Below are 20,210 nucleotides of genomic sequence, written 5' to 3'. Positions count from 1 at the left end.
TGGAAATTAGTGTAATTGCTTCGCCTGTTCGCTATCGCTCGGGTCGTGGCCAATAAAATCATCGCACTGTATTTCGAAATTCTGTTGGTGACAATCCTGTTTGTTTTTTGAAGAATCGGGAGAAATAGGAGTAATCTTCGTAGCCTACTTTAAAGGCTACTTCGTTTACGGCTAATTGTTTGTCGATCAGCATTCTTTTAATTTCTAGGATTACACGATCTGTGATAACTTCTGTGGCGGTTTTTTGTAAAATTTCGTTGCAGATTCTGTTTAAATGTTTTAATGTAATATTTAGTTTTTCTGCGTAGAAAGACGGCAATTTTTCAGTTCTGAAATATTCTTCTAAAAGCAATTCAAACTTATTGATTTTAATATTGTACGAATGGGTTTGATGCGAATACGTTTCGCCATATTTGCGTGCAATTTCGATATGAATTGAATCTAATAAATTCAGCATTTTGTCCAGCTGATATTTATTATTTTGATTGTTTTCCTGAATCAGCAAATCAAAATAAGGCTGAATTTTCGGAATTTCTTTTTCTTCAAAAACCAATTCCGGTCGGTTATGAATGGAATGATAGAAATTATATTCGTTGATGTTTTTTTGTCCAAAATATAAATTATACAATTCCTGCGAAAAGATAATTACAAAACCTTCAACATCTTTAGACAAACTCCAATGATGCATTTGTCCGGGCTGCAGTACAAATAAACTTCCTCTTTTTATTTCGAATTGATCAAAATCTACTTCGTGCTGCCCGGAACCTTTTGTAAAAAATACCATTAAATAGGAATCATGGCGATGTGGCTCTTCGACAAAACTGTGGCTTTTTAAATGCTCTGTAAAAGTATTGACGTAAAAATCGCGATGAATATCATTGCAGCTAAAATTCTGAACGCTGTAAATGGGATATTTTTTCATAACAAATGTCTTTATTGTGCTAGAATAAGCGAAGATACTAAAAAGGCTTTTATCCTGCTCTGAATTACCTTTGTATAAATAAAAAACATCAAAGTCATGTCAAATTCATTAACTCATATTTTAAGCAACGAATGTCCTGTTTGTCATAAAGGAAAAGTATTTACAGACAGAAATATTTTTTTATCTTTTGGTCTTCCAAAAATGAATGAATACTGCAGTCATTGCAATTACAAGTTCCAAAAAGAGCCTGGTTATTTCTTTGGTGCGATGTATGTAAACTACGGATTAACAGTCGCTCAGGGAATTGCAACGTATTGTGTTGCTCAGTTTTTCTTTGAGACAAATTTCGATTTAAGAATTATTCCAATCATCGCTGTTGTCATTACTTTACTTACTTCTTTCAATCTTAGATTTTCAAGATTAGCATGGATTTACATGTTTAAGGATTATACGAAATAAAAAAATAGTACTTTTGCCTTCCAATTGAAACTAATTTTCAATTTTAAAAAAAGTAAAAATTAAATTAGACAAATGAAAGCATACGTATTTCCAGGTCAGGGCGCACAGTTTACAGGAATGGGCAAAGACCTATATGAAAACTCGGCTTTAGCCAAAGAATTATTCGAAAAAGCCAATGAAATTTTAGGTTTTAGAATTACAGATATCATGTTCGAAGGTACAGCCGAAGAACTAAAAGAAACTAAAGTTACACAGCCGGCAGTATTTTTACATTCTGTTATTTTAGCGAAAACTTTAGGCGAAGATTTTAAACCAGAAATGGTTGCAGGACATTCTTTAGGAGAATTCTCTGCATTGGTTGCTAACGGAACTTTATCTTTTGAAGATGGTCTTAAATTAGTTTCTCAACGTGCACTTGCTATGCAAAAAGCCTGCGAAATCACTCCATCTACAATGGCTGCCGTTTTAGGTTTAGCTGATAATATTGTTGAAGAAGTATGTGCGTCTATCGACGGAGTTGTTGTTGCTGCAAATTATAACTGCCCGGGACAATTAGTTATTTCTGGAGAAACTTCAGCTGTTGAAAAAGCTTGTGAAGCGATGAAAGCTGCGGGAGCAAAACGCGCTTTAATTTTACCTGTTGGTGGTGCATTCCACTCACCAATGATGGAACCGGCAAGAGAAGAATTAGCTGCTGCAATTGAAGCAACTACTTTCTCTACTCCTATTTGTCCAGTGTATCAAAACGTAACTGCCAATGCGGTTTCTGATGCAAATGAAATTAAAAAGAACTTAATCATTCAATTGACTGCTCCTGTAAAATGGACGCAATCTGTACAGCAAATGATCGCTGACGGTGCTACTTTATTCACTGAGGTTGGCCCAGGAAAAGTATTAGCTGGTTTGATTAATAAAATTGATAAAGAAGCGGTTACTGCTAACGCATAATTAGTGTTCAGTATTCAGTTTTTAGTGATCAGTTAAAAACTATACTCATAAAAAAATCCTCATGAACTAATTGTTTATGAGGATTTTGTTTTTATAGCTCTTTTGCTTCTTCTGTATAATTATTTGTAATTCCTGTTATTATATAATTCCGATCTCTTTTCTCAAAGAAAATATACCAAGTTGTTCTTGCATTTGATTTATAAAAAATATAATTCGAACCTAAATATTGAAGTGATTTTGGAGTTTTCTTGGGAGGAAAAGTAGAAGTACTCGAAATAATAAAATCAACTATTTTATCGATATAATTCTGAGCGGATTCATGAAAACCGAAATACTCTTCTTTAAAAACTGAATAAACTAAATTATCAAAATATTCAAGAACTGCTTTTTCAAAAATTATTTTTTCCAAGGATAAGCCTTTATTCTTTTAGACATTTCAGCTTTAAACTCCTCCGGTGTTAATCCTCTTGCAAACTCAGCATCAAAATCAAAAGTTTCAGGATCTATTCCTTTAAATTTAGGCTTTTGAATTTCGTATTCTACTCTTGGCTCTTCAACCTTATCATTCTTTTTATTTTCTTCTTCCGAATTCATAATTCCTACATTTTTAATTCTTACAAATTTACAAAATAAACTGAATCAAAACTTATAAAGCTTTCTTTTCCTTCTTCTTATAATTGACAATAAAAACGCCAAGAATAATCAGCGCAGTAGCAATAATAAAATCAATTGTAATAACTTCGTCTAAAAGCAACCAACCCAAAAAAACCGCAATTATCGTATTTATATAAGCTAAAATAGAAACTTGAACTGCTGTAACATGTTTTAAAGCATAACTATAACTAAAAAAAGCAATTACTGATCCGAAAATCGACAAATACAAAGCCGCGAAAATACTTCTGGAAGTCCACGAACTAAAATCAGGATTTGGCGAAAAAATTGAAGCCAAAACCAACTGAATACAAGACGCAGATGTAAATTGATAAAACAAATTAAGCACAATATTGTTTGATTTATTGGCGTGTGTTTTGGTGTAAATTGTTCCAATGGCCCAAGCTAAAATCGCAAATCCCATAAACATCATTCCAGTTCTATAATCAGCATCTAAAAACGACCCAAGTCCGTCTTTGAATATAAAAACAACTCCCGAAAACCCAATTAATACTCCAACAAAACCTTTAAAGCTCATTTTTTGCAAACCCACTAAAATGCTTCCAAGAAATATCAATATTGGAGATAACGCACTTATTACAGATGCCAATCCGCTTGGTAATGTCTTTTCTGCAATTGTGGTAAAACCATTTGCAATTACAATCATCAAAACCGAAGGAATAAGTTGTTGTTTAAAACTCTGCCAACCAATCCATTTTAATTCTTTTTTGAATAATAAAATAGTCATCATAATCAATCCAGCCAATCCTTGACGAATTGAAGTAACAAACCAAGGCGGAATAGTCTCAACCGCAACCCTGATTCCTAAAAATGTCGTACCCCAGATAATTCCAACAGCTGCCAGAGCAAAAATCAATTTATAATCTAAACTTTGTTTCATAATAATCAGCATCTAAAAAAAAATCCCAAACTATATTGCTATAATTTGGGATCTAAAAATTTTATAATTTTAATGTGGAGAATTATTTATTCCTCACTTTTTGTTCCCATTTCCAGGCGCTTGCCATAGCTTCGTCTAAACTTAATTCAGCTTTCCAACCCAAGACATTATTAGCCTTATCTGTATTTGCATATGCTTCTGTAATATCACCTTCGCGACGTGGCTTAATTACGTATGGCAATTTTTTATCGCTTACTTTTTCAAAACTGTGAATCACTTCAAGCACAGAACTTCCTTTTCCAGTTCCTAAATTAAACGTTTCCACTTTTTGCAAATTCTTTTTATTCAATAAACGCTGTAATGCAATTACGTGCGCTTTTGCTAAATCGACAACGTGAATATAATCGCGAACAGCAGTTCCGTCTGGTGTTGGATAATCATTTCCGAAAACTGATAATTCCTGACGTAACCCTACTCCTGTCTGTGTAATAAACGGAACTAAATTTTGAGGAACTCCTAATGGTAATTCTCCAATTTCTGTAGAAGAATGCGCACCAACCGGATTAAAATAACGCAATAAAATCGCGCTAATGTTAGTTACTTTTGCTGTATCTGCAATTATTTCTTCTCCAATTTGTTTGGTATTTCCGTAAGGAGACATTGCTGTTTGAACCGGAGCATCTTCTGTAATTGGCATTTTTTCGGCTTGACCGTAAACTGTACAAGACGAACTGAAAATAAAACTTGCTTCAGGTTTTTGCTGTAATTCCTGTAGAAGATAAACCAAACTGCTGATGTTGTTTTCGTAATACAACAAAGGCTGTTCAACACTTTCACCAACTGCTTTTGAAGCGGCAAAATGAATTACCCCAGTAACATCATTATGTTTTTTAAAGAAATCCCGAACGGCACTTTTTTCTCTTAAATCAATTTTTTCGAATAAAGGCGTTTTTCCCGTAATGGCTGTAATTCCTTTTAAAACATCTTCTGAAGAATTTGAAAGGTTATCAATTATCACAACTTCAAAGCCTTCATTTTGCAATTCGACTACCGTGTGAGAACCTATAAATCCTAATCCTCCTGTTACTAATACTTTCATTATTTGGTTGTTTATGTGGTTATTTTGGCTGTTAATTATTTATTCAAAAATTCTAAAACAGAATCTGTAATAAATTTGATTTGTTCGTCGTCAAGTTCTGTATGCATTGGTAAAGCAATTACTTCCTGCACTAATTGATTTGTAATCGGAAATTGCTCTTCTTTATAGCGAGGATCTAAATATGCTTTTTGAGAGTGTAACGGAATTGGGTAATAAATTGCACATGGAATTCCTTTATCTAACAAATGCTGCATTAAAGCATTTCTGTCGGCATCTAAGATTCTTAAAACATATTGGTGAAAAACGTGATCGTTTTCATTTACATCAAATTCTGGCGTAACAATGTGTTTATTTCCAGCAAATGCCGCATTGTATTTTGTTGCCGCTAAACGACGCGCTTTATTATATTCATCTAACAAAGGAAGTTTTGCATTTAAAACTCCTGCTTGGATACTGTCTAAACGTGAATTTACTCCCACAACATCATGGTGATAACGCTCGTACATTCCGTGATTTACAATTCCGCGGATAACGTGAGCCAATTTATCATCATTTGTAAAAATTGCTCCACCGTCTCCGTAGCAACCTAAATTTTTAGATGGGAAGAATGAAGTTGCCGCAACGTGACCAATAACTCCGACTTTGCTTTTTGTTCCAGATTTTGAAATATAATCAGCTCCAATTGCTTGTGCATTATCTTCGATTACATATAAATTATGTTCAGCTGCAATTTCCATAATGGCATCCATATTTGCAGCGCGTCCAAATAAATGTACCGGAACAATTGCTTTTGTTTTTGGGGTAATTGCTTTTTTTACTGCATCAATATCGATGTTCATATTATGCAAATCAACATCAACTAAAACCGGAGTTAACTGTAACAATGCAATAACCTCAACTGTTGCTGCAAAAGTAAAATCGGCAGTAATAACTTCATCACCTGGCTTCAAATCTAATCCCATCATGGCAATCTGCAAAGCATCAGTTCCATTTGCACACGGAATTACGTGTTTTGCTCCTAAATAGTCTTCAAGATTTTTTTGAAACTGATGAACTAAAGGTCCGTTAATATAAGTATTTGTATCTAAAACCTCTTGAATTGAAGCGTCTACAGTTGTTTTTATTTTTTCATATTGACTTTTTAAGTCAACCATTTGTATTTTTTTCATTTTCGATATTTTATTTAAAAAAGCCTTTCTATTAAACCAGAATGTCAGAAAGAAGGAACAAAAATAGTTATTAATACCTTCAAACCAATGAAAATAAACGAAAGAAATGTAATTTAGCTGCAAAAATTACTACATGCTTTTTTTATACAATTTAGCTGTTTCTTTAGCAGCGTTTTTTCTTAAAATAGTCGCACTTTTTAGTCCGAAAATTAAGCTTTTTGTTGAAGGTCGGAAAAATGTATTCTCCATTTTAGAAGAAAAAATAAAGCCCGAAGACAAGACAATTTGGTTTCACTCTGCTTCGCTTGGCGAATATGAACAAGGACTTCCGGTAATTGAAAAAATCAAAGAAAAATATCCTACGCATAAAATTATTGTAACTTTTTTTTCCCCTTCGGGATATGAAGTGCGTAAAAATAACACCGTTGCCAATGTCACCATTTACCTGCCTTTGGACACCAAAAGCAATGCTAAAAGATTTTTAAAATTAGTTCATCCTGAATTTGCTTTTTTCATCAAATATGAATTTTGGTTAAATTATTTAAAGGAATTAGAAAAAAGCAAAACGCCAACTTATTTGATTTCCGTAATTTTCAGGGACAGTCAGATGTTTTTTAAATGGTACGGCGGTTTTTACAGAAAAGCATTAAAAGCCTTCACTTATTTCTTTGTGCAGAATGAAAGTTCAAAACAAAAAATTGAAGCTGTAGGTTTTAAAAATGTAATTGTTTCCGGCGATACGCGTTTTGACAGAGTTGCTGCGATTTTAGAAAGAGATAATACGCTTGATTATATCGAAAATTTCAAAAATAGCCAGCAAACGATAGTTATTGGAAGTTCATGGCCAAAAGATGAAGTTTTAATTGCTGAATACATCAATCAGGCGCCGGAAAATGTAAAATTTATTATTGCACCGCATAATATAAAAGCAGATCAAATTTCAAATCTTAAATCGCAAATTACAAAATCGACAGTTTTATTTTCTGAAAAAGACAATAAAGATTTATCCAATTATAATGTCTTTATCATTGACACTATTGGGATTTTAACAAAAATATATAGCTACGGAACGATCGCTTATGTTGGCGGCGGATTTGGAAACCCGGGAATTCACAATATTTTGGAACCGGCAACATTTGGAATTCCAATTGTAATTGGCCCTAATTATTCTAATTTTGCCGAAGCGGTTTCTTTAGTTGAGTTTGGCGGATGTATGCCAATTTCTAATGTTTCTGAACTAAAAGAAATTTTAGACCGTCTTCTGACTGACCAAACATTTCTTAAAGAAAAAAGTCAAATTTGCGAATCTTTTATTCAGAATAACAAGGGAGCCACAAATGCAATTATGAGAGTTGTTTCGAAGTAAGTCACGATTCAAATTAAATTTTGGGAGCGATTATTTCAGAGAAACGAATTAAAAGCTGGTAATTTTCATTGTGTACACGAAAGCAATATTCCTTAAAAAGCAAGATAAAGTGCAATTAAGAGAAATGAAATAGCCAATTCGACCGTAGAATTTTCAACAAAAAATTATTTATACAAAATATTAAATAATTTAAGATAATTTTATATTTTTGGCATATTCTTTGATAAATAAGATAAACGTGAGCTAGGAAAATATTTTAAAAAAAAAGTGAAAAAATATTTTACATATTAAAAAATTTATATCTTTGCCACGAATTAATAATTAACCTTTTATAATAAAGTAAGATGAAAAAAGTATTTTTAAGTTTAGCTGTTGTTGCTGTTTTAACTGTTGTATCTTGTAAAAAAGCTGACGCTGCAGCTACTGAAACTGTAGATTCTACTGCTGTTGCTGTTGATTCTGCTGCTGCTGTAGTTGATTCTGCTGCTGCAACTGTTGACTCAGCTGCTACTAAAGTTGATTCTGCTGCTGCTAAAGTAGAAGAAGCTGCTAAAGAAGTAAAAAAATAATTAGAACCTAAATTCTAAAGATTTTAAAACCATCCTTGTGATGGTTTTTTTTTGCTTAAAAATCAACAAAACAAAATTCTAATATTTTAAAATTCCAAATCCCAACAATACATTACGCACATTGGAATTTGGAATTTTAAAATATTGGAATTTCTTTTTATTTAATCCTCCACTTCTTCTTCAATAAAAACCTCTTCATCTCCAAAAATCGATTCACCCGACGAGAAATCCAAAATCTCTGCTTTTGATGCATAAGTCACAATTTCTTTTATTCCTTTTTGCAAAAGCAATTCTGTAGTGTATTTTCGGCTTGTTGCAAAGTGAACGCCATCTAACATCAATTTAAAAAAATACTTTCCTCCAGAGCCTTTAAATTTTAAAAATTTAGAAAGTTCAATTGTTCTTTTAAATCTTTCAATATCTTCTTCACATTCAAACCTCAATTCATAACTCAAACTTGTAAAAATCACTTTCCCTTTTCGAGAAGTAAACACAAACTTATATTCATCATTAAATCGCCTGCTAATTACAAAAGCACCCATATATTGAATTGTTGATTTTAGATTGTTGATTTTAGATTATTGATTGTTAATTCCCTCAGAATCTTAGAACCTCAGCACCTTAGCGCCTTTTAAAGAATTTACACAATAAAAAAAGCCTCTTCAAAAGAAGAGGCTTTAGTACTCAGAGCGGGACTTGAACCCGCACGAACATTGCTGTTCACTGGATTTTAAGTCCAGCGTGTCTACCAATTTCACCATCCGAGCATTATATGGTTTTGAGCGAAAAACGGGGCTCGAACCCGCGACCTCGACCTTGGCAAGGTCGCGCTCTACCAACTGAGCTATTTTCGCGTTTCAAATTCTAGTAAGAACTACAATACTTGACTTGTTTCGTATTGCGAGTGCAAATTTAGGACATTTATTCAATTACACAAGCCTTTTTTCAAAAAAATATTTACTTATTTTATAACTTTCTGATAACCTAAACTTTAAACTTGAAAAATTTTTTCGATTTATTTCTTAACCAGCATTCTTTTTATTTCATTCAGCTTCATCAAGGCTTCAACGGGTGTGATCGCATTAATATCGAGGCTTAAGATCTCTTCTTTGATTTCTTCCAGCAAAGGATCATCAAGATTAAAGAAACTCATCTGCATTTCATCATTAGCAGATTTTACTCCGTTTAATGCATCGCTCGAATGATTTTTTTCTAATTTCTTTAAAAGTTTCTGTGCTTTCAAAATCACAATCTGCGGCATTCCGGCCATTTTTGCCACGTGAATTCCAAAACTATGCTCACTTCCGCCTTTTACAAGCTTTCTAACAAAAAGAACGGTATCTTTTAATTCCTTTACCGCAACATTATAATTTTGAATTCTGGAAAGTGATTCCGTCATTTCATTCAATTCATGATAATGCGTCGCAAACAACGTTTTTGGTTTTGAAGGATGTTCGTGCAAAAACTCGGCAATAGCCCAGGCAATCGAAATTCCGTCATACGTACTCGTTCCTCTTCCAATTTCATCTAGCAGCACCAAACTGCGATCTGAAATATTGTTCAAAATAGAAGCCGTTTCATTCATCTCAACCATAAAAGTCGATTCTCCCATCGAGATGTTATCAGATGCACCTACCCTTGTAAAGATTTTATCTACAACTCCCATTCTTACGCTGTCAGCCGGAACAAAACTTCCCATTTGAGCCAAAAGCACAATTAAAGCAGTTTGTCTTAAAATAGCCGACTTACCCGACATGTTAGGTCCGGTAATCATTATAATTTGCTGCGTTTCTCTATCCAGAAAAACGTCATTAGCTATATAAGGAGTTCCAACCGGCAATTGTTTTTCAATTACAGGGTGTCTTCCGTTTTTAATGTCTAATTCAAAAGTTTCATCAATTTCAGGACACACATATTGGTTTTCAACCGCCATTTGCGTAAACGAACATAAACAGTCTAATTGTGCTACCAAATAAGCATTCATTTGAACAGGTTTGATATAAGTCGCAATCCATGCAACCAACTGCTCAAAAAGTTCTGATTCAATTTTATGGATTTTTTCTTCGGCACCTAAAATTTTGGTTTCGTATTCCTTTAATTCTTCGGTAATATAACGTTCTGCGTTTACTAAAGTCTGCTTACGAATCCATTCTTCCGGAACTTTATCTTTGTGCGTATTTCGAACTTCAATATAATATCCGAAAACATTATTGAATGATATTTTTAAAGATGAAATCCCTGTACGTTCTGATTCTCTTCTTTCTATTCCTTCCAAAAATTCTTTTCCAGATGTCGAAATGGCTCTCAATTCATCTAATTCTTCATTAATTCCTGTTGCAATTGCATTTCCTTTTGAAATAGCAACGGGCGCATCCTGATTTAAAGTAGTTTTGATTTTTTCGCGTAACAAATCACACGAATGTAAACTGTCGCCAATAACCTTTACAGCTTCCTGCGGGCTTTCGAGCGCTAAAGTTTTTATTGGAATAATAGCATCCAGAGATTCTTTCAAATACACAATTTCGCGCGGAGAAACTTTTCCTGCTGCAATTTTAGAAATCAAACGCTCTAAATCTGAAATCTGCTTAATTTGATATTGAATATTTTGTAAAACATCCTGATTTGATTTCAAATATGCAACCACATCATGACGTCCTTTTATTTTATTACCGTCTTTTAGCGGAAGTGCCAGCCAGCGTTTTAACAAACGTCCGCCCATTGGAGAAAGCGTTTTATCGATTACATCCAAAAGTGTTACAGCATTTGGATTATAACTGTGATACAATTCTAAATTTCTAATCGTAAAACGATCCATCCATACATAAGCATCTTCGGCAATTCGCTGAATCGCTGTAATATGCTGCACTCTGTTATGCTGCGTTTCAGACAAATAATAAAGGATTGCTCCCGCAGAAATAATTCCTTCTTTTAATTCTTCTACACCAAAACCTTTTAAAGAATTGGTTTGAAAATGTTTCGTCAGCGTTTCTAAAGCGTAATCTTCTTTGTAAATCCAGTCTTCCAGATAAAAACTGTGAAAATCTTCTCCAAAAGCGGTTTTAAAATCACTTTTGCAATTCTTAGGAACAAGAACTTCACTTGGATTAAAATTCTGCAGTAATTTATCTATGTATTCGGCATTTCCCTGAGCGGTAAGAAATTCTCCTGTCGAAACATCTAAAAATGAAATCCCGATATTTTTGTTAGCAAAATAAACAGATGCTAAAAAGTTGTTTGTTTTAGATTGTAAAACTTCATCGTTTAAAGAAACTCCCGGAGTTACCAATTCTGTAACACCTCGCTTTACAATCGTTTTTGTCATTTTAGGATCTTCAAGCTGATCGCAGATTGCAACACGAAGTCCGGCTTTCACCAATTTTGGCAAATATGTATTGATTGAATGGTGTGGAAAGCCTGCCAGAGCCGTCTCTGTATCAGACCCTGCGCCTCTTTTTGTTAAAGTAATCCCAAGAATCTTAGAAGCTCTGATGGCATCTTCTCCAAAAGTTTCATAAAAATCCCCTACTCTGAAAAGTAGACAGGCATCAGGATATTTTCTCTTGATCTCGTTATACTGTTTCATTAAAGGTGTTTCCTTCACCACTTTCTCTTTAGCTGCCAAAATTGATATGTTTTTAAATGAAAATTAAGACAGCGAATTTATAATTTTTTGGCGGCATAACAGTCACTTCAAAAATTAAAATATTTTAAGATTTTTTTATGTTCAGATATAAGAATTTTATATAGCTTTGTTCATCATTAAAAAAGACCCTTAAAAATGAAAAAAATAATTTTATTCGCTATGTTAGCTGTAGCTGGTATTACGGCTACTAACGCACAAACAACTAAAAAAGCTAAAGCTGCTAAAGTTGCTAAGGTTGAAGGAGCAGGAATGCTTTTTGAAACAGAAACTATCGATTACGGAACTATCGCTCACAATGCTGACGGTAAACGTGAATTCGTTTTTGTTAACAACGGAACAAAACCGTTAATCATTACTAACACTCAAGGTTCTTGTGGTTGTACAGTGCCTACAACACCAAAAGAGCCAATCGCTCCAGGTGCTAAAGGTATTATTGGTGTAAAATATGCTACTGACAGAGTTGGTGCTTTTACAAAAACTGTAACTGTTACTTCAAATGCTGAAGGACAACCAACAAAAGTACTTACAATTAAAGGTACAGTTTTACCAGATCCAGTAAAAAGCTAATCTGAGAAACAACAAAATAATTGAAAAAGCTTCCTTATCTTTGGAAGCTTTTTTTATGACCTGAATTTAAACCAATGAGAAAACTCGAAAATAGCGAACTAGACAGAAAATCAATCGAAGATTTTAAAAAATCAGATAAAACTCCTTTAATATTAGTTTTGGATGATATTCGCAGTTTGCACAATATTGGATCTGTTTTTAGAACTGCCGATGCTTTTTTGATCGAAAAAATAATTCTTTGCGGTATTACAGCAACTCCACCCAATAAAGAAATTCATAAAACCGCTCTTGGTGCTACCGAAACTGTTGCGTGGGAACATCACGAAAATGTATTGGAAGTTATCCAAAACCTAAAAAAAGAAAATGTCCTTACTCTTGCTATTGAACAAGTTGAAAGTGCCATTTTTCTTCAGGATTTTAAAGTGGAGAAAAACCAAAAATATGCTTTAGTTTTTGGAAATGAAGTTTATGGTGTATCTCAGGAAGCGGTTGCTATTTGCGATGGCTGTATTGAGATACCGCAATTAGGAACAAAACATTCCTTAAACATTTCTGTAAGCGCCGGAATTGTGGTTTGGGATTTATTCCAGAAATTAAACTGGCCAAACTAAGAATTAAAGAATATTTCTACCAAAAAAATGTGATTTTTAAATTAGTTTCAGACTTTAAATGTTAGAAATATAAATATATTTTTTTATTATTAAGAAATTGATACTTTTATAAAATGAAAACTATCTATTTCCTTAAACCACAACATTTATTTTTCTTACTGCTTTTCCCTTTTACCGGATTTGCTCAATATACATCTATTCCTGATCCAAATTTTGAACAGGCTTTAATTGATTTAGGCATTGACAGCGGCGTTATTGATAGCCAGGTCCTGACTGCAAATGTTAAAGATGTAACGATATTATTCATTCAAGGTAGAAACATTGCCGATTTAACTGGTATTGAATCTTTTGTAAAACTGGAAAGATTAGCCTTGGGAATAGCGAATGATAATATATATCAAAGAAACGCTCTTACCACTTTAAACCTTACAAACAACATTTTCCTGAAGTCTTTATCGTGCGAGTATAATGAATTATCTACTATAGATCTTTCAAAAAACACGGCATTGGAAGTTTTATCTATAGAGAATAATAAATTAAGCAGTCTGGATGTTTCAAAAAATACCTCCTTAAACACTCTTTTTTTTTCCAACAATAACCTAACAAGTATAGATATTACTAAAAATACTTCTTTAACAAGCTTATCTTGCTTCTTTAATAAGTTAACAGCTTTAGATCTTTCAAAAAACATTAATTTAATATCTCTAAGGTGCGATAATAACAATTTATCAAATCTTGACCTTTCTAAAAACGCAGCATTGCAATTTTTAGTCGCAAATAATAATCAAATAACTTCTCTAAATGTTTCCAATAATCCAGATTTAGGATTTTTCGATTGCGGTAAAAATCAAATAACTTCTCTGGATATTTCTAATAATTCAATTTTAGGACACTTAGATTGCAATAATAATCAATTATCTAGTTTAGATTTATCTAAAAATATTAATCTAACTACTCTTTTGTGTAATGATAATCTGTTAACAAATTTGAATTTAAAAAACGGGCAGAACGCAAAAATAAGCCATGGAAATTTCAAATCGAATTCAAGTCTAACCTGCATACAAGTTGATAATGAGATTTATTCAAACACAAACTGGACGGCCTACAAAGAAAGTACAGCAAAATACTCAAACGACTGTAGTAAACCTGCAACAACTGCCCCTATTGTTAAAGCAACCGGAGATCAGTTATACTGCCCACAAAATACTATAAAGATTGTAACTGATTTTACTATTACGCACGATCCAGCAGAAACAGCAACTGAAGGTGTTTATATTCAAATTTCGTCTGGTTATTCAAGTGGTTTAGATCAGCTTGCGCTTTCAAATGCGGCAGCACACCCTAACGTAATAACAAGCTGGGACGCAACAGCAGGAAAATTAAGCATAACAAGCCCAACAGGTGGCAATGTTTTATATGCTGACTTAGTTGATGCTGTAAAAGATGTGGTTTTCTCAAATTCTTCGGCTACAGCTTCCGGAACAAGAACTTTCTCCATAACAATTGGTAATGCCAATTATTTACCTTCAACACAGCACTTTTATTTATTTGTCCCGAGTATTGGTATTACCTGGACAAGTGCAAAAGCAGCTGCAGAAGCAAGTACTTATTACGGGCTTACAGGATATTTAGCTACTGTTTTATCTGCTGATGAAGCTCAATTAATAGGTGAACAAGCCTCTGGAACGGGATGGATTGGCGGAAGCGATGCTGAAACTGAAGGTCTATGGAAATGGGTTACAGGGCCCGAAGCCGGAACTATAATGAATTATACTTTCTGGAACTCCGGAGAACCAAATAATTTAGGTGAAGAAGATTATGCGCATATTACGCAACCGGGAATAGGAATTAGAGGTTCATGGAACGATCTTTCTAATACCGGTTCGTTAACGTCTGGAGATCCTTATCAGCCAAAAGGTTATGTGGTGGAATATGGCGGAATGCCGGGAGAATCTCCGCTTGAAATTGCGGCAAGTACAAAAATTACAATTCCTGTTGCAACACCGGGAGCAAATCCAAATCCGGTTTGCGATTCTGGAACTTTTACTTTTACTGCAACAGCAACTGCGGGAGCAACAATTAGCTGGTATGATGCCGCTGTAGGAGGAAATTTATTAGGAACAGGAAACACGTATACTACTACAACAATAAATACTACAACAACTTATTATGTAGATGCAGGCTGCGAATCAAACAGAAAATCGGTTACGGCTACGGTAAACATGACCCCAACAACTCCGGTTGCGGGTAAGCCTTCTTATTCAAACTGCGGGCCGGGATCTGTAACTATTAGTGCAAGTTCAAACATTGGAACTATAAACTGGTTTACAACTCAAACTGGAGGAACAAGTGTTTTTAACGGAAGCAGTTTTACAACGCCAACAATTTCATCAAATACAACTTATTATGCTGAGGCTTCAAATTCAAGTTGCGTTAACCCAACTCGTACACCTGTAGAAATTCAAATTTATACACCGCCAGTTGTTCATGATGAAACCTTACCGCTGTGTCAATCTCAAACTATACTACTAGATGCGGGAGTTTCAGGAATGACTTATGCATGGTCAAATGGAGATACAACACAAACAACACCCGTTTCAAAAGGCGGTACTTATACTGTAATTGTAACAAGTCCAGCTCCTGAAAGCTGTTCAAGTACAAAAACAATAATAGTTGAAGAGCGTCCGGTTCCAGAAATAGACCGAATTGATGTAAGCGGAACGAGAGTGGTAATTTACATTAAAAAACAAGCTCCGTATTTTGAATTTTCTGTAGATGGAGTTAATTTTCAGGATTCGAATGTTTTTTATGATGTTCCGGGCGGACTGCAAACGGCATATGTTCGCGAAAAAAGCGGCTGCGGCGGAGATACGCAAAACTTTGTTGTTCTTGTTTTTCCAGCATTTTTCACTCCAAATAACGATACTCATAATGATTTATGGGAAGTAACCGGAATGGAAAATTATCCACAGGCAGAAGTCACTATTTTTGACCGTTATGGCAAACTCATCGCGCAGTTAAACGCTTCTAATATGACTTGGGACGGAACTTTTGAGAGAACACCGCTTCCGGCTTCGGACTATTGGTATGCTTTAAAAATAGACAATACAAAACCTATTTTACGAGGACACTTTTCATTATTAAGATAATATCTTAATTAGAAAATGTGTCAATTAGAAAATGAGATAATTAAAAAACATCTTAAAATAAATTTTCTAATTGACACATTTTCTAATTAGCTAATTAATTCAGCTTTTTCTGGATTTCGCTTAAAACAAAAAGATAATCTTCCTGTTTTTTCACAAAATCACGATCAGAAACATCGATAATTAAAACATTCAAATCGGTTTGGGATTTTATGTATTCCAAATATCCGTTGTTGATTTTATCCAGATATTCAGCTTCAATATTTTGTTCGTAGCTTCGGCCTCGCTTTTTTATGTTTTGAAGAAGACGTTCAGTATTTTGATACAAATAAATATACAAATCCGGTTTTGGCATTTCTTTGTAAATGATATCGAATAAATTTCGGTACAAACGATATTCATCTTCCTGCAACGTAATTTTAGCAAAAATCAGTGATTTAAAAATATGATAATCGGCTACGATAAAATCTTTAAACAAATCAAATTGCGCCAAATCATCAGATAATTGTTGATAACGATCGGCCAAAAAAGACATTTCAAGCGGAAAAGCATATCGGTTTTGATCTTTATAAAACTTGGGCAAAAACGGATTATCTGCAAAACGTTCTAAAACGGTTTTCGCATTAAAATCATCTGCAAATTTGTGAACTAAAGTAGTTTTTCCGGCACCAATATTTCCTTCAAAAGCAATATAATTATATTTCTCTAAGGGAATTTCACTCAGCGGACATTTCAAATCCTGAACAACCGTACAAACGCTGTCGTCTGGAGAAAGGGTAATTAATTCTGAAATAGATTTCTGAAAAACAGGATGTTTCCAGTCTAATTTTAAATCCTGCATTGGTAATAAAACAAAATTTCGGTTCTGCATCAAAGGATGCGGAATATGAAGTTTTTCTGTTTTAATAATCTCATCATCAAAAAAAATTACATCAACATCAATAATTCGGGATTGATAACCTTCCTGATTTAATCTGATTCTTCCTAACTGTTTTTCGACTTTTAAAACCTGATTTAATATTTTTTGTGCCGATGATGTAGTGTGCAAAAGTAACGCGCAATTATAAAATGCATCGCTCTCAAAACCCCAGGCAGGCGTTTCATAAAGTTTAGAAACCTTGATTACAGTTCCCACTTCCTGATGTATCAAAGCGATACAGGTTTCAATGTTTTCTAACCTGTTTCCCTGGTTGCTGCCTATAGATAAAACGACTTGGTGCTGTGATTTCATAATTAATGCAAATTAACTAAAACTATTTTAGAATTAACCAATATATTTGTGAAACGGCACATCGAGCCGATTAAAATTTATGTGCGAAATTTGTAACAAATAGCCCTTTATCGCTACTTATTAAAAAAAATATACTTATGAAGTTTTTAGGAAATGTAATTGCCACAGTTATTGGTATTTTTGTATTTATCATGCTCTTCTTTTTTGGAGTAATCCTAATTGGGGCCATTTTTGGCGGAGATGACAAGGTTTCGGTTAAAAATGATTCTGTTATCGAATTAGATTTAAAGCAGATCAATAATGATTATGCCGGAAAATATAAAGATCCGTGGGTAACTGTTTTTTCAGATAAAAAAAGTGTTGGTTTAACGGATGTTATCAATGCAATTGAAGCCGCAGAAACAGACGATAATATTAAAGGAATTTCAATCTTAAACGACGAGTCTTCTCTTGGACTTGCACAATATAAAGATTTGAGAAATGCTTTGGAAAGTTTTAAAAAATCAGGGAAATTTGTCTGGGCTTACGCCAATACATATTCGCAGAAAGAATATTATTTAAATTCTGTTGCTAACGTTGTGTATTTGAATCCGGCCGGAGATTTAGATTTTAAAGGACTTTCGTCAGAAGTGATGTTCTTTAAAGATTTTCAGGAAAAATCAGGAATCCATATGGAAGTGATTCGTCACGGAAAATACAAAAGTGCCGTTGAGCCATTTTTAGAAAACAAAATGAGCGATGCGAACAGAGAACAAGTTACCGCACTTTTAAATTCGATTTGGTCAACAGTTTGCAGCGATATTTCAAAAAGCCGAAACATTCCAGTTGATAAATTAAATGAAATTGCAAACGGTTTATTAGCCAGAACTCCACAAATGGCAAAAACACAGCATTTAGTTGATATTGTAGCTTATGAAGATGTGTATCACAATGCCATTAAAAAAGCGTTGAAAGTTAAAGACGACGAAGATTATAATAAAATTTCGATTTTAGATTATACTCAAAATAATGTAACAACGGCATTAACCAATGTTGCTACTGATCAAATTGCAATTATTTACGCTCAAGGCGAAATTGCCGGCGGTGAAGGCGATGTAAATGTTATTGGCGAAGGTTCAATGCGCCGTTCGCTGCAGGAAGCCAGAAAAAATGAAGATGTAAAAGCGATCGTTTTAAGAATTGACAGCCCGGGCGGAAGCGCACTGACTTCTGACTTAATCTGGAGAGAAATTGAAGTAACCAAAAAAGTAAAACCGGTAATTGTTTCAATGGGGAATTATGCTGCTTCAGGAGGTTATTATATCGCTTGTAATGCGAATAAAATTTTTGCAGAAAGCAATACGATTACAGGTTCTATCGGCGTTTTTGGAGTTTTACCAAACTTTACTCCGCTTGCTAATAAATTAGGAATTAATACAGAACAGGTAAAAACACACGAAAACTCAGCAAATTACAGCCCGTTTGTGCCAGTTGATGAAAAATTCAAAGCTTTTACACTGGAAGGCGTTGAACAGATTTACAAAACTTTTGTAACACATGTTGCCGAAGGAAGAAAAATGACTTTTGCTCAAGTTGATTCTATTGCACAAGGAAGAGTTTGGTCTGGATCGGAAGCGTTGAAAATTGGATTAGTTGACAAAATTGGAGGTTTGAACGATGCTATTGCAGAAGCTGCAAAAATTGCTAAAATCAAAGATTACGGCACACAAAACTATCCTGAATACGAAAAAACATTTGGAGATTTAATGGGTAGTTTACCTTTTGCTCAATCTAAAGAAGCTTTTATAAAAGAAGAAATTGGCGAAGAAAATTATTTGCTTATCGAGCAGGTAAAAAGATTTCAAAGACAAAAAGGAGTTCAGGCGATGATGCCTTTCGGAATAAACATTAAATAATTCCACTTAAAGATGAAAAACATAATTCTGTTTTTAACCGTTTTGTTTCTGACATACGTAAATGCTCAAAGTCCGAAACAAGATACTTTTAAAGAAACACCTGCCATTTTAAAAATCAATAATGATCAGATTTTTGGTACACTTACCGTTCCAGACGGTGTAAAAAAATGTCCGGTTGCGTTGATTATTGCAGGTTCTGGCCCAACAGACCGAGACGGAAATAATTCGATGATGAAAAACAATTCCTTAAAAATGCTGGCAGAAGAACTGGCAAAAAACGGAATTGCATCTTTACGCTTTGACAAACGCGGCATTGGCGAAAGCAAAAAATCGGCAGTTGCAGAATCTAGTTTGGTTTTTGAAAATTACACCGAAGATGTAAAAAGCTGGATTAACTATTTGAAACAAGACAAACGTTTTACACAATTAACGGTTATTGGTCATAGCGAAGGTTCTTTAATAGGAATGATTGCCAGTGCAAAAGCCAATAAATTTGTTTCGACTGCCGGAGCCGGAGAATCTGCAGATAAATTGATAAAGACGCAAATTGCTTCTAAATCAAACAAGCAAATCGAGGATATGACCTTTCCTATTATTGACAGTTTAAAAGCCGGCAATAAAGTAAACAAAGTAGATCCGCTTTTAAATTCGCTTTTCAGGGCAAGTATTCAACCGTATTTGATTTCGTGGTTTAAATACGATCCGCAGACAGAAATTAAAAAACTGACAATTCCTGTTTTAATCATTCAGGGAAATAATGATTTACAAGTTTCGGTTAAAGATGCCGAAAACTTATCGAAGGCTAAAGCTAATTCAGAATTGGTGATTGTAGATAAAATGAATCATATCATGAAAATAATCGACGGCGATCAAAAGGCGAATATGGAAAGTTATAATAATGAAACTCTTCCCATTTCTGAAACCTTAGTCCATAAGATTGTTTCCTTTATTAAAAAATAGTTACAACAATAAAAAACTAAATCCGTTTGAAAAGTATCAAGCGGATTTTTTTTATTTAATACTAACATAATTT

Annotated in this window: 18 protein-coding genes and 2 tRNA genes; 9 read left to right on the top strand and 11 right to left on the bottom strand. The window is 33.9% G+C overall.

The features are described 5' to 3' along the window. Window positions 1-58: 58 nt before the first annotated feature. The gene (locus tag NLJ00_RS09170; RefSeq protein WP_256636972.1) at window positions 59-922 is read right to left on the bottom strand and encodes a helix-turn-helix domain-containing protein; all 864 of its coding nucleotides are present in this window, start codon (window positions 920-922) and stop codon (window positions 59-61) included. 96 nt (window positions 923-1,018) lie between these two features. Here NLJ00_RS09170 and NLJ00_RS09165 point away from each other — a divergent pair, with 96 nt between their 5' ends. Both NLJ00_RS09165 and fabD read left to right on the top strand, forming a co-directional pair. Next, the gene (locus NLJ00_RS09165) at window positions 1,019-1,381 is read left to right on the top strand and encodes a DUF983 domain-containing protein (RefSeq protein ID WP_073489108.1); all 363 of its coding nucleotides are present in this window, start codon (window positions 1,019-1,021) and stop codon (window positions 1,379-1,381) included. 72 nt (window positions 1,382-1,453) lie between these two features. Beyond that, complete coding sequence (gene fabD / locus NLJ00_RS09160; protein ID WP_053471588.1) at window positions 1,454-2,329, top strand: ACP S-malonyltransferase; 876 nt, start codon at window positions 1,454-1,456, stop codon at window positions 2,327-2,329. A gap of 91 nt (window positions 2,330-2,420) precedes the next feature. Here fabD and NLJ00_RS09155 read toward each other — a convergent pair whose 3' ends face one another. The 5 genes from NLJ00_RS09155 to NLJ00_RS09135 form a co-directional block, all read right to left on the bottom strand. Further along, window positions 2,421-2,738: a hypothetical protein gene (locus NLJ00_RS09155; RefSeq protein ID WP_256636971.1), complete on the bottom strand. Its 318-nt coding sequence runs from the start codon at window positions 2,736-2,738 to the stop codon at window positions 2,421-2,423. Further along, window positions 2,726-2,923, bottom strand: a complete 198-nt coding sequence (locus tag NLJ00_RS09150) for a hypothetical protein (RefSeq protein ID WP_256636970.1) — start codon at window positions 2,921-2,923, stop codon at window positions 2,726-2,728. The genes NLJ00_RS09155 and NLJ00_RS09150 overlap by 13 nt, the downstream gene beginning before the upstream one ends. 52 nt (window positions 2,924-2,975) lie before the next feature. Beyond that, window positions 2,976-3,881, bottom strand: coding sequence for a DMT family transporter (locus NLJ00_RS09145; protein WP_053471591.1), 906 nt, complete (start codon window positions 3,879-3,881; stop codon window positions 2,976-2,978). Between the two features lie 82 nt (window positions 3,882-3,963). Continuing rightward, complete coding sequence (gene galE / locus NLJ00_RS09140; protein WP_256636969.1) at window positions 3,964-4,980, bottom strand: UDP-glucose 4-epimerase GalE; 1,017 nt, start codon at window positions 4,978-4,980, stop codon at window positions 3,964-3,966. A 35-nt stretch (window positions 4,981-5,015) separates the two neighbouring features. Then, on the bottom strand, window positions 5,016-6,149 hold the full coding sequence (locus tag NLJ00_RS09135) for a DegT/DnrJ/EryC1/StrS family aminotransferase (RefSeq protein ID WP_256636968.1): 1,134 nt from the start codon (window positions 6,147-6,149) through the stop codon (window positions 5,016-5,018). A gap of 133 nt (window positions 6,150-6,282) precedes the next feature. Between NLJ00_RS09135 and NLJ00_RS09130 the strand changes: the two genes are divergently transcribed. Both NLJ00_RS09130 and NLJ00_RS09125 read left to right on the top strand, forming a co-directional pair. Continuing rightward, a complete protein-coding gene (locus tag NLJ00_RS09130) occupies window positions 6,283-7,515 on the top strand; it encodes a 3-deoxy-D-manno-octulosonic acid transferase (protein WP_256636967.1) in 1,233 nt (410 codons plus the stop codon). A gap of 344 nt (window positions 7,516-7,859) precedes the next feature. Then, the gene (locus NLJ00_RS09125) at window positions 7,860-8,084 is read left to right on the top strand and encodes a PG1828 family lipoprotein (RefSeq protein ID WP_053471595.1); all 225 of its coding nucleotides are present in this window, start codon (window positions 7,860-7,862) and stop codon (window positions 8,082-8,084) included. Window positions 8,085-8,245: 161 nt separating this feature from the next. On the opposite strand, the gene NLJ00_RS09120 is transcribed toward NLJ00_RS09125, so the two are convergent. The 4 genes from NLJ00_RS09120 to mutS form a co-directional block, all read right to left on the bottom strand. Further along, the gene (locus NLJ00_RS09120) at window positions 8,246-8,626 is read right to left on the bottom strand and encodes a DUF1508 domain-containing protein (protein ID WP_256636966.1); all 381 of its coding nucleotides are present in this window, start codon (window positions 8,624-8,626) and stop codon (window positions 8,246-8,248) included. A 139-nt stretch (window positions 8,627-8,765) separates the two neighbouring features. Continuing rightward, a tRNA-Leu gene (locus tag NLJ00_RS09115) sits at window positions 8,766-8,851 on the bottom strand. Between the two features lie 14 nt (window positions 8,852-8,865). After that, window positions 8,866-8,938 (bottom strand) — tRNA-Gly (locus tag NLJ00_RS09110). A gap of 161 nt (window positions 8,939-9,099) precedes the next feature. Continuing rightward, window positions 9,100-11,706, bottom strand: coding sequence for a DNA mismatch repair protein MutS (mutS, locus tag NLJ00_RS09105; RefSeq protein WP_256636965.1), 2,607 nt, complete (start codon window positions 11,704-11,706; stop codon window positions 9,100-9,102). A 156-nt stretch (window positions 11,707-11,862) separates the two neighbouring features. On the opposite strand from mutS, the gene NLJ00_RS09100 reads away from it, so the two are divergent. From NLJ00_RS09100 to NLJ00_RS09090, 3 genes are all read left to right on the top strand, one after another. Further along, window positions 11,863-12,294 carry a DUF1573 domain-containing protein gene (locus NLJ00_RS09100; RefSeq protein ID WP_053471598.1) on the top strand — a complete coding sequence of 144 codons (432 nt, stop codon included), beginning with the start codon at window positions 11,863-11,865 and terminating at the stop codon, window positions 12,292-12,294. A 74-nt stretch (window positions 12,295-12,368) separates the two neighbouring features. Next, entirely contained in the window at window positions 12,369-12,905 is a 537-nt protein-coding gene (locus NLJ00_RS09095) for an RNA methyltransferase (protein WP_256636964.1), read from the top strand. A 113-nt stretch (window positions 12,906-13,018) separates the two neighbouring features. Continuing rightward, entirely contained in the window at window positions 13,019-16,054 is a 3,036-nt protein-coding gene (locus NLJ00_RS09090) for an Ig-like domain-containing protein (RefSeq protein ID WP_256636963.1), read from the top strand. A gap of 94 nt (window positions 16,055-16,148) precedes the next feature. On the opposite strand, the gene folK is transcribed toward NLJ00_RS09090, so the two are convergent. Continuing rightward, window positions 16,149-17,282 (bottom strand): 2-amino-4-hydroxy-6-hydroxymethyldihydropteridine diphosphokinase, encoded by a 1,134-nt coding sequence (gene folK / locus NLJ00_RS09085; RefSeq protein WP_256636962.1) that lies wholly within the window; start codon window positions 17,280-17,282, stop codon window positions 16,149-16,151. Between the two features lie 137 nt (window positions 17,283-17,419). On the opposite strand from folK, the gene sppA reads away from it, so the two are divergent. Both sppA and NLJ00_RS09075 read left to right on the top strand, forming a co-directional pair. Then, entirely contained in the window at window positions 17,420-19,177 is a 1,758-nt protein-coding gene (gene sppA, locus NLJ00_RS09080; protein WP_256636961.1) for a signal peptide peptidase SppA, read from the top strand. A gap of 12 nt (window positions 19,178-19,189) precedes the next feature. Beyond that, entirely contained in the window at window positions 19,190-20,137 is a 948-nt protein-coding gene (locus NLJ00_RS09075; protein ID WP_256636960.1) for an alpha/beta hydrolase, read from the top strand. Window positions 20,138-20,210: the final 73 nt, after the last annotated feature.

The organism is Flavobacterium panici (genome assembly GCF_024499525.1).
Classification (GTDB): domain Bacteria; phylum Bacteroidota; class Bacteroidia; order Flavobacteriales; family Flavobacteriaceae; genus Flavobacterium; species Flavobacterium panici.
This window is presented reverse-complemented; position numbering and strand designations above follow the sequence as displayed.

Bases quoted from the DNA above. Each gene is read 5' to 3' on its own strand.
- NLJ00_RS09170 (WP_256636972.1), bottom strand. From the start codon at position 922: ATGAAAAAATATCCCATTTACAGCGTTCAGAATTTTAGCTGCAATGAT.
- NLJ00_RS09165 (WP_073489108.1), top strand. From the start codon at position 1,019: ATGTCAAATTCATTAACTCATATTTTAAGCAACGAATGTCCTGTTTGT.
- fabD (WP_053471588.1), top strand. From the start codon at position 1,454: ATGAAAGCATACGTATTTCCAGGTCAGGGCGCACAGTTTACAGGAATG.
- NLJ00_RS09150 (WP_256636970.1), bottom strand. From the start codon at position 2,923: ATGAATTCGGAAGAAGAAAATAAAAAGAATGATAAGGTTGAAGAGCCA.
- NLJ00_RS09145 (WP_053471591.1), bottom strand. From the start codon at position 3,881: ATGAAACAAAGTTTAGATTATAAATTGATTTTTGCTCTGGCAGCTGTT.
- galE (WP_256636969.1), bottom strand. From the start codon at position 4,980: ATGAAAGTATTAGTAACAGGAGGATTAGGATTTATAGGTTCTCACACG.
- NLJ00_RS09135 (WP_256636968.1), bottom strand. From the start codon at position 6,149: ATGAAAAAAATACAAATGGTTGACTTAAAAAGTCAATATGAAAAAATA.
- NLJ00_RS09130 (WP_256636967.1), top strand. From the start codon at position 6,283: ATGCTTTTTTTATACAATTTAGCTGTTTCTTTAGCAGCGTTTTTTCTT.
- NLJ00_RS09125 (WP_053471595.1), top strand. From the start codon at position 7,860: ATGAAAAAAGTATTTTTAAGTTTAGCTGTTGTTGCTGTTTTAACTGTT.
- NLJ00_RS09120 (WP_256636966.1), bottom strand. From the start codon at position 8,626: ATGGGTGCTTTTGTAATTAGCAGGCGATTTAATGATGAATATAAGTTT.
- NLJ00_RS09100 (WP_053471598.1), top strand. From the start codon at position 11,863: ATGAAAAAAATAATTTTATTCGCTATGTTAGCTGTAGCTGGTATTACG.
- NLJ00_RS09095 (WP_256636964.1), top strand. From the start codon at position 12,369: ATGAGAAAACTCGAAAATAGCGAACTAGACAGAAAATCAATCGAAGAT.
- NLJ00_RS09090 (WP_256636963.1), top strand. From the start codon at position 13,019: ATGAAAACTATCTATTTCCTTAAACCACAACATTTATTTTTCTTACTG.
- folK (WP_256636962.1), bottom strand. From the start codon at position 17,282: ATGAAATCACAGCACCAAGTCGTTTTATCTATAGGCAGCAACCAGGGA.
- sppA (WP_256636961.1), top strand. From the start codon at position 17,420: ATGAAGTTTTTAGGAAATGTAATTGCCACAGTTATTGGTATTTTTGTA.
- NLJ00_RS09075 (WP_256636960.1), top strand. From the start codon at position 19,190: ATGAAAAACATAATTCTGTTTTTAACCGTTTTGTTTCTGACATACGTA.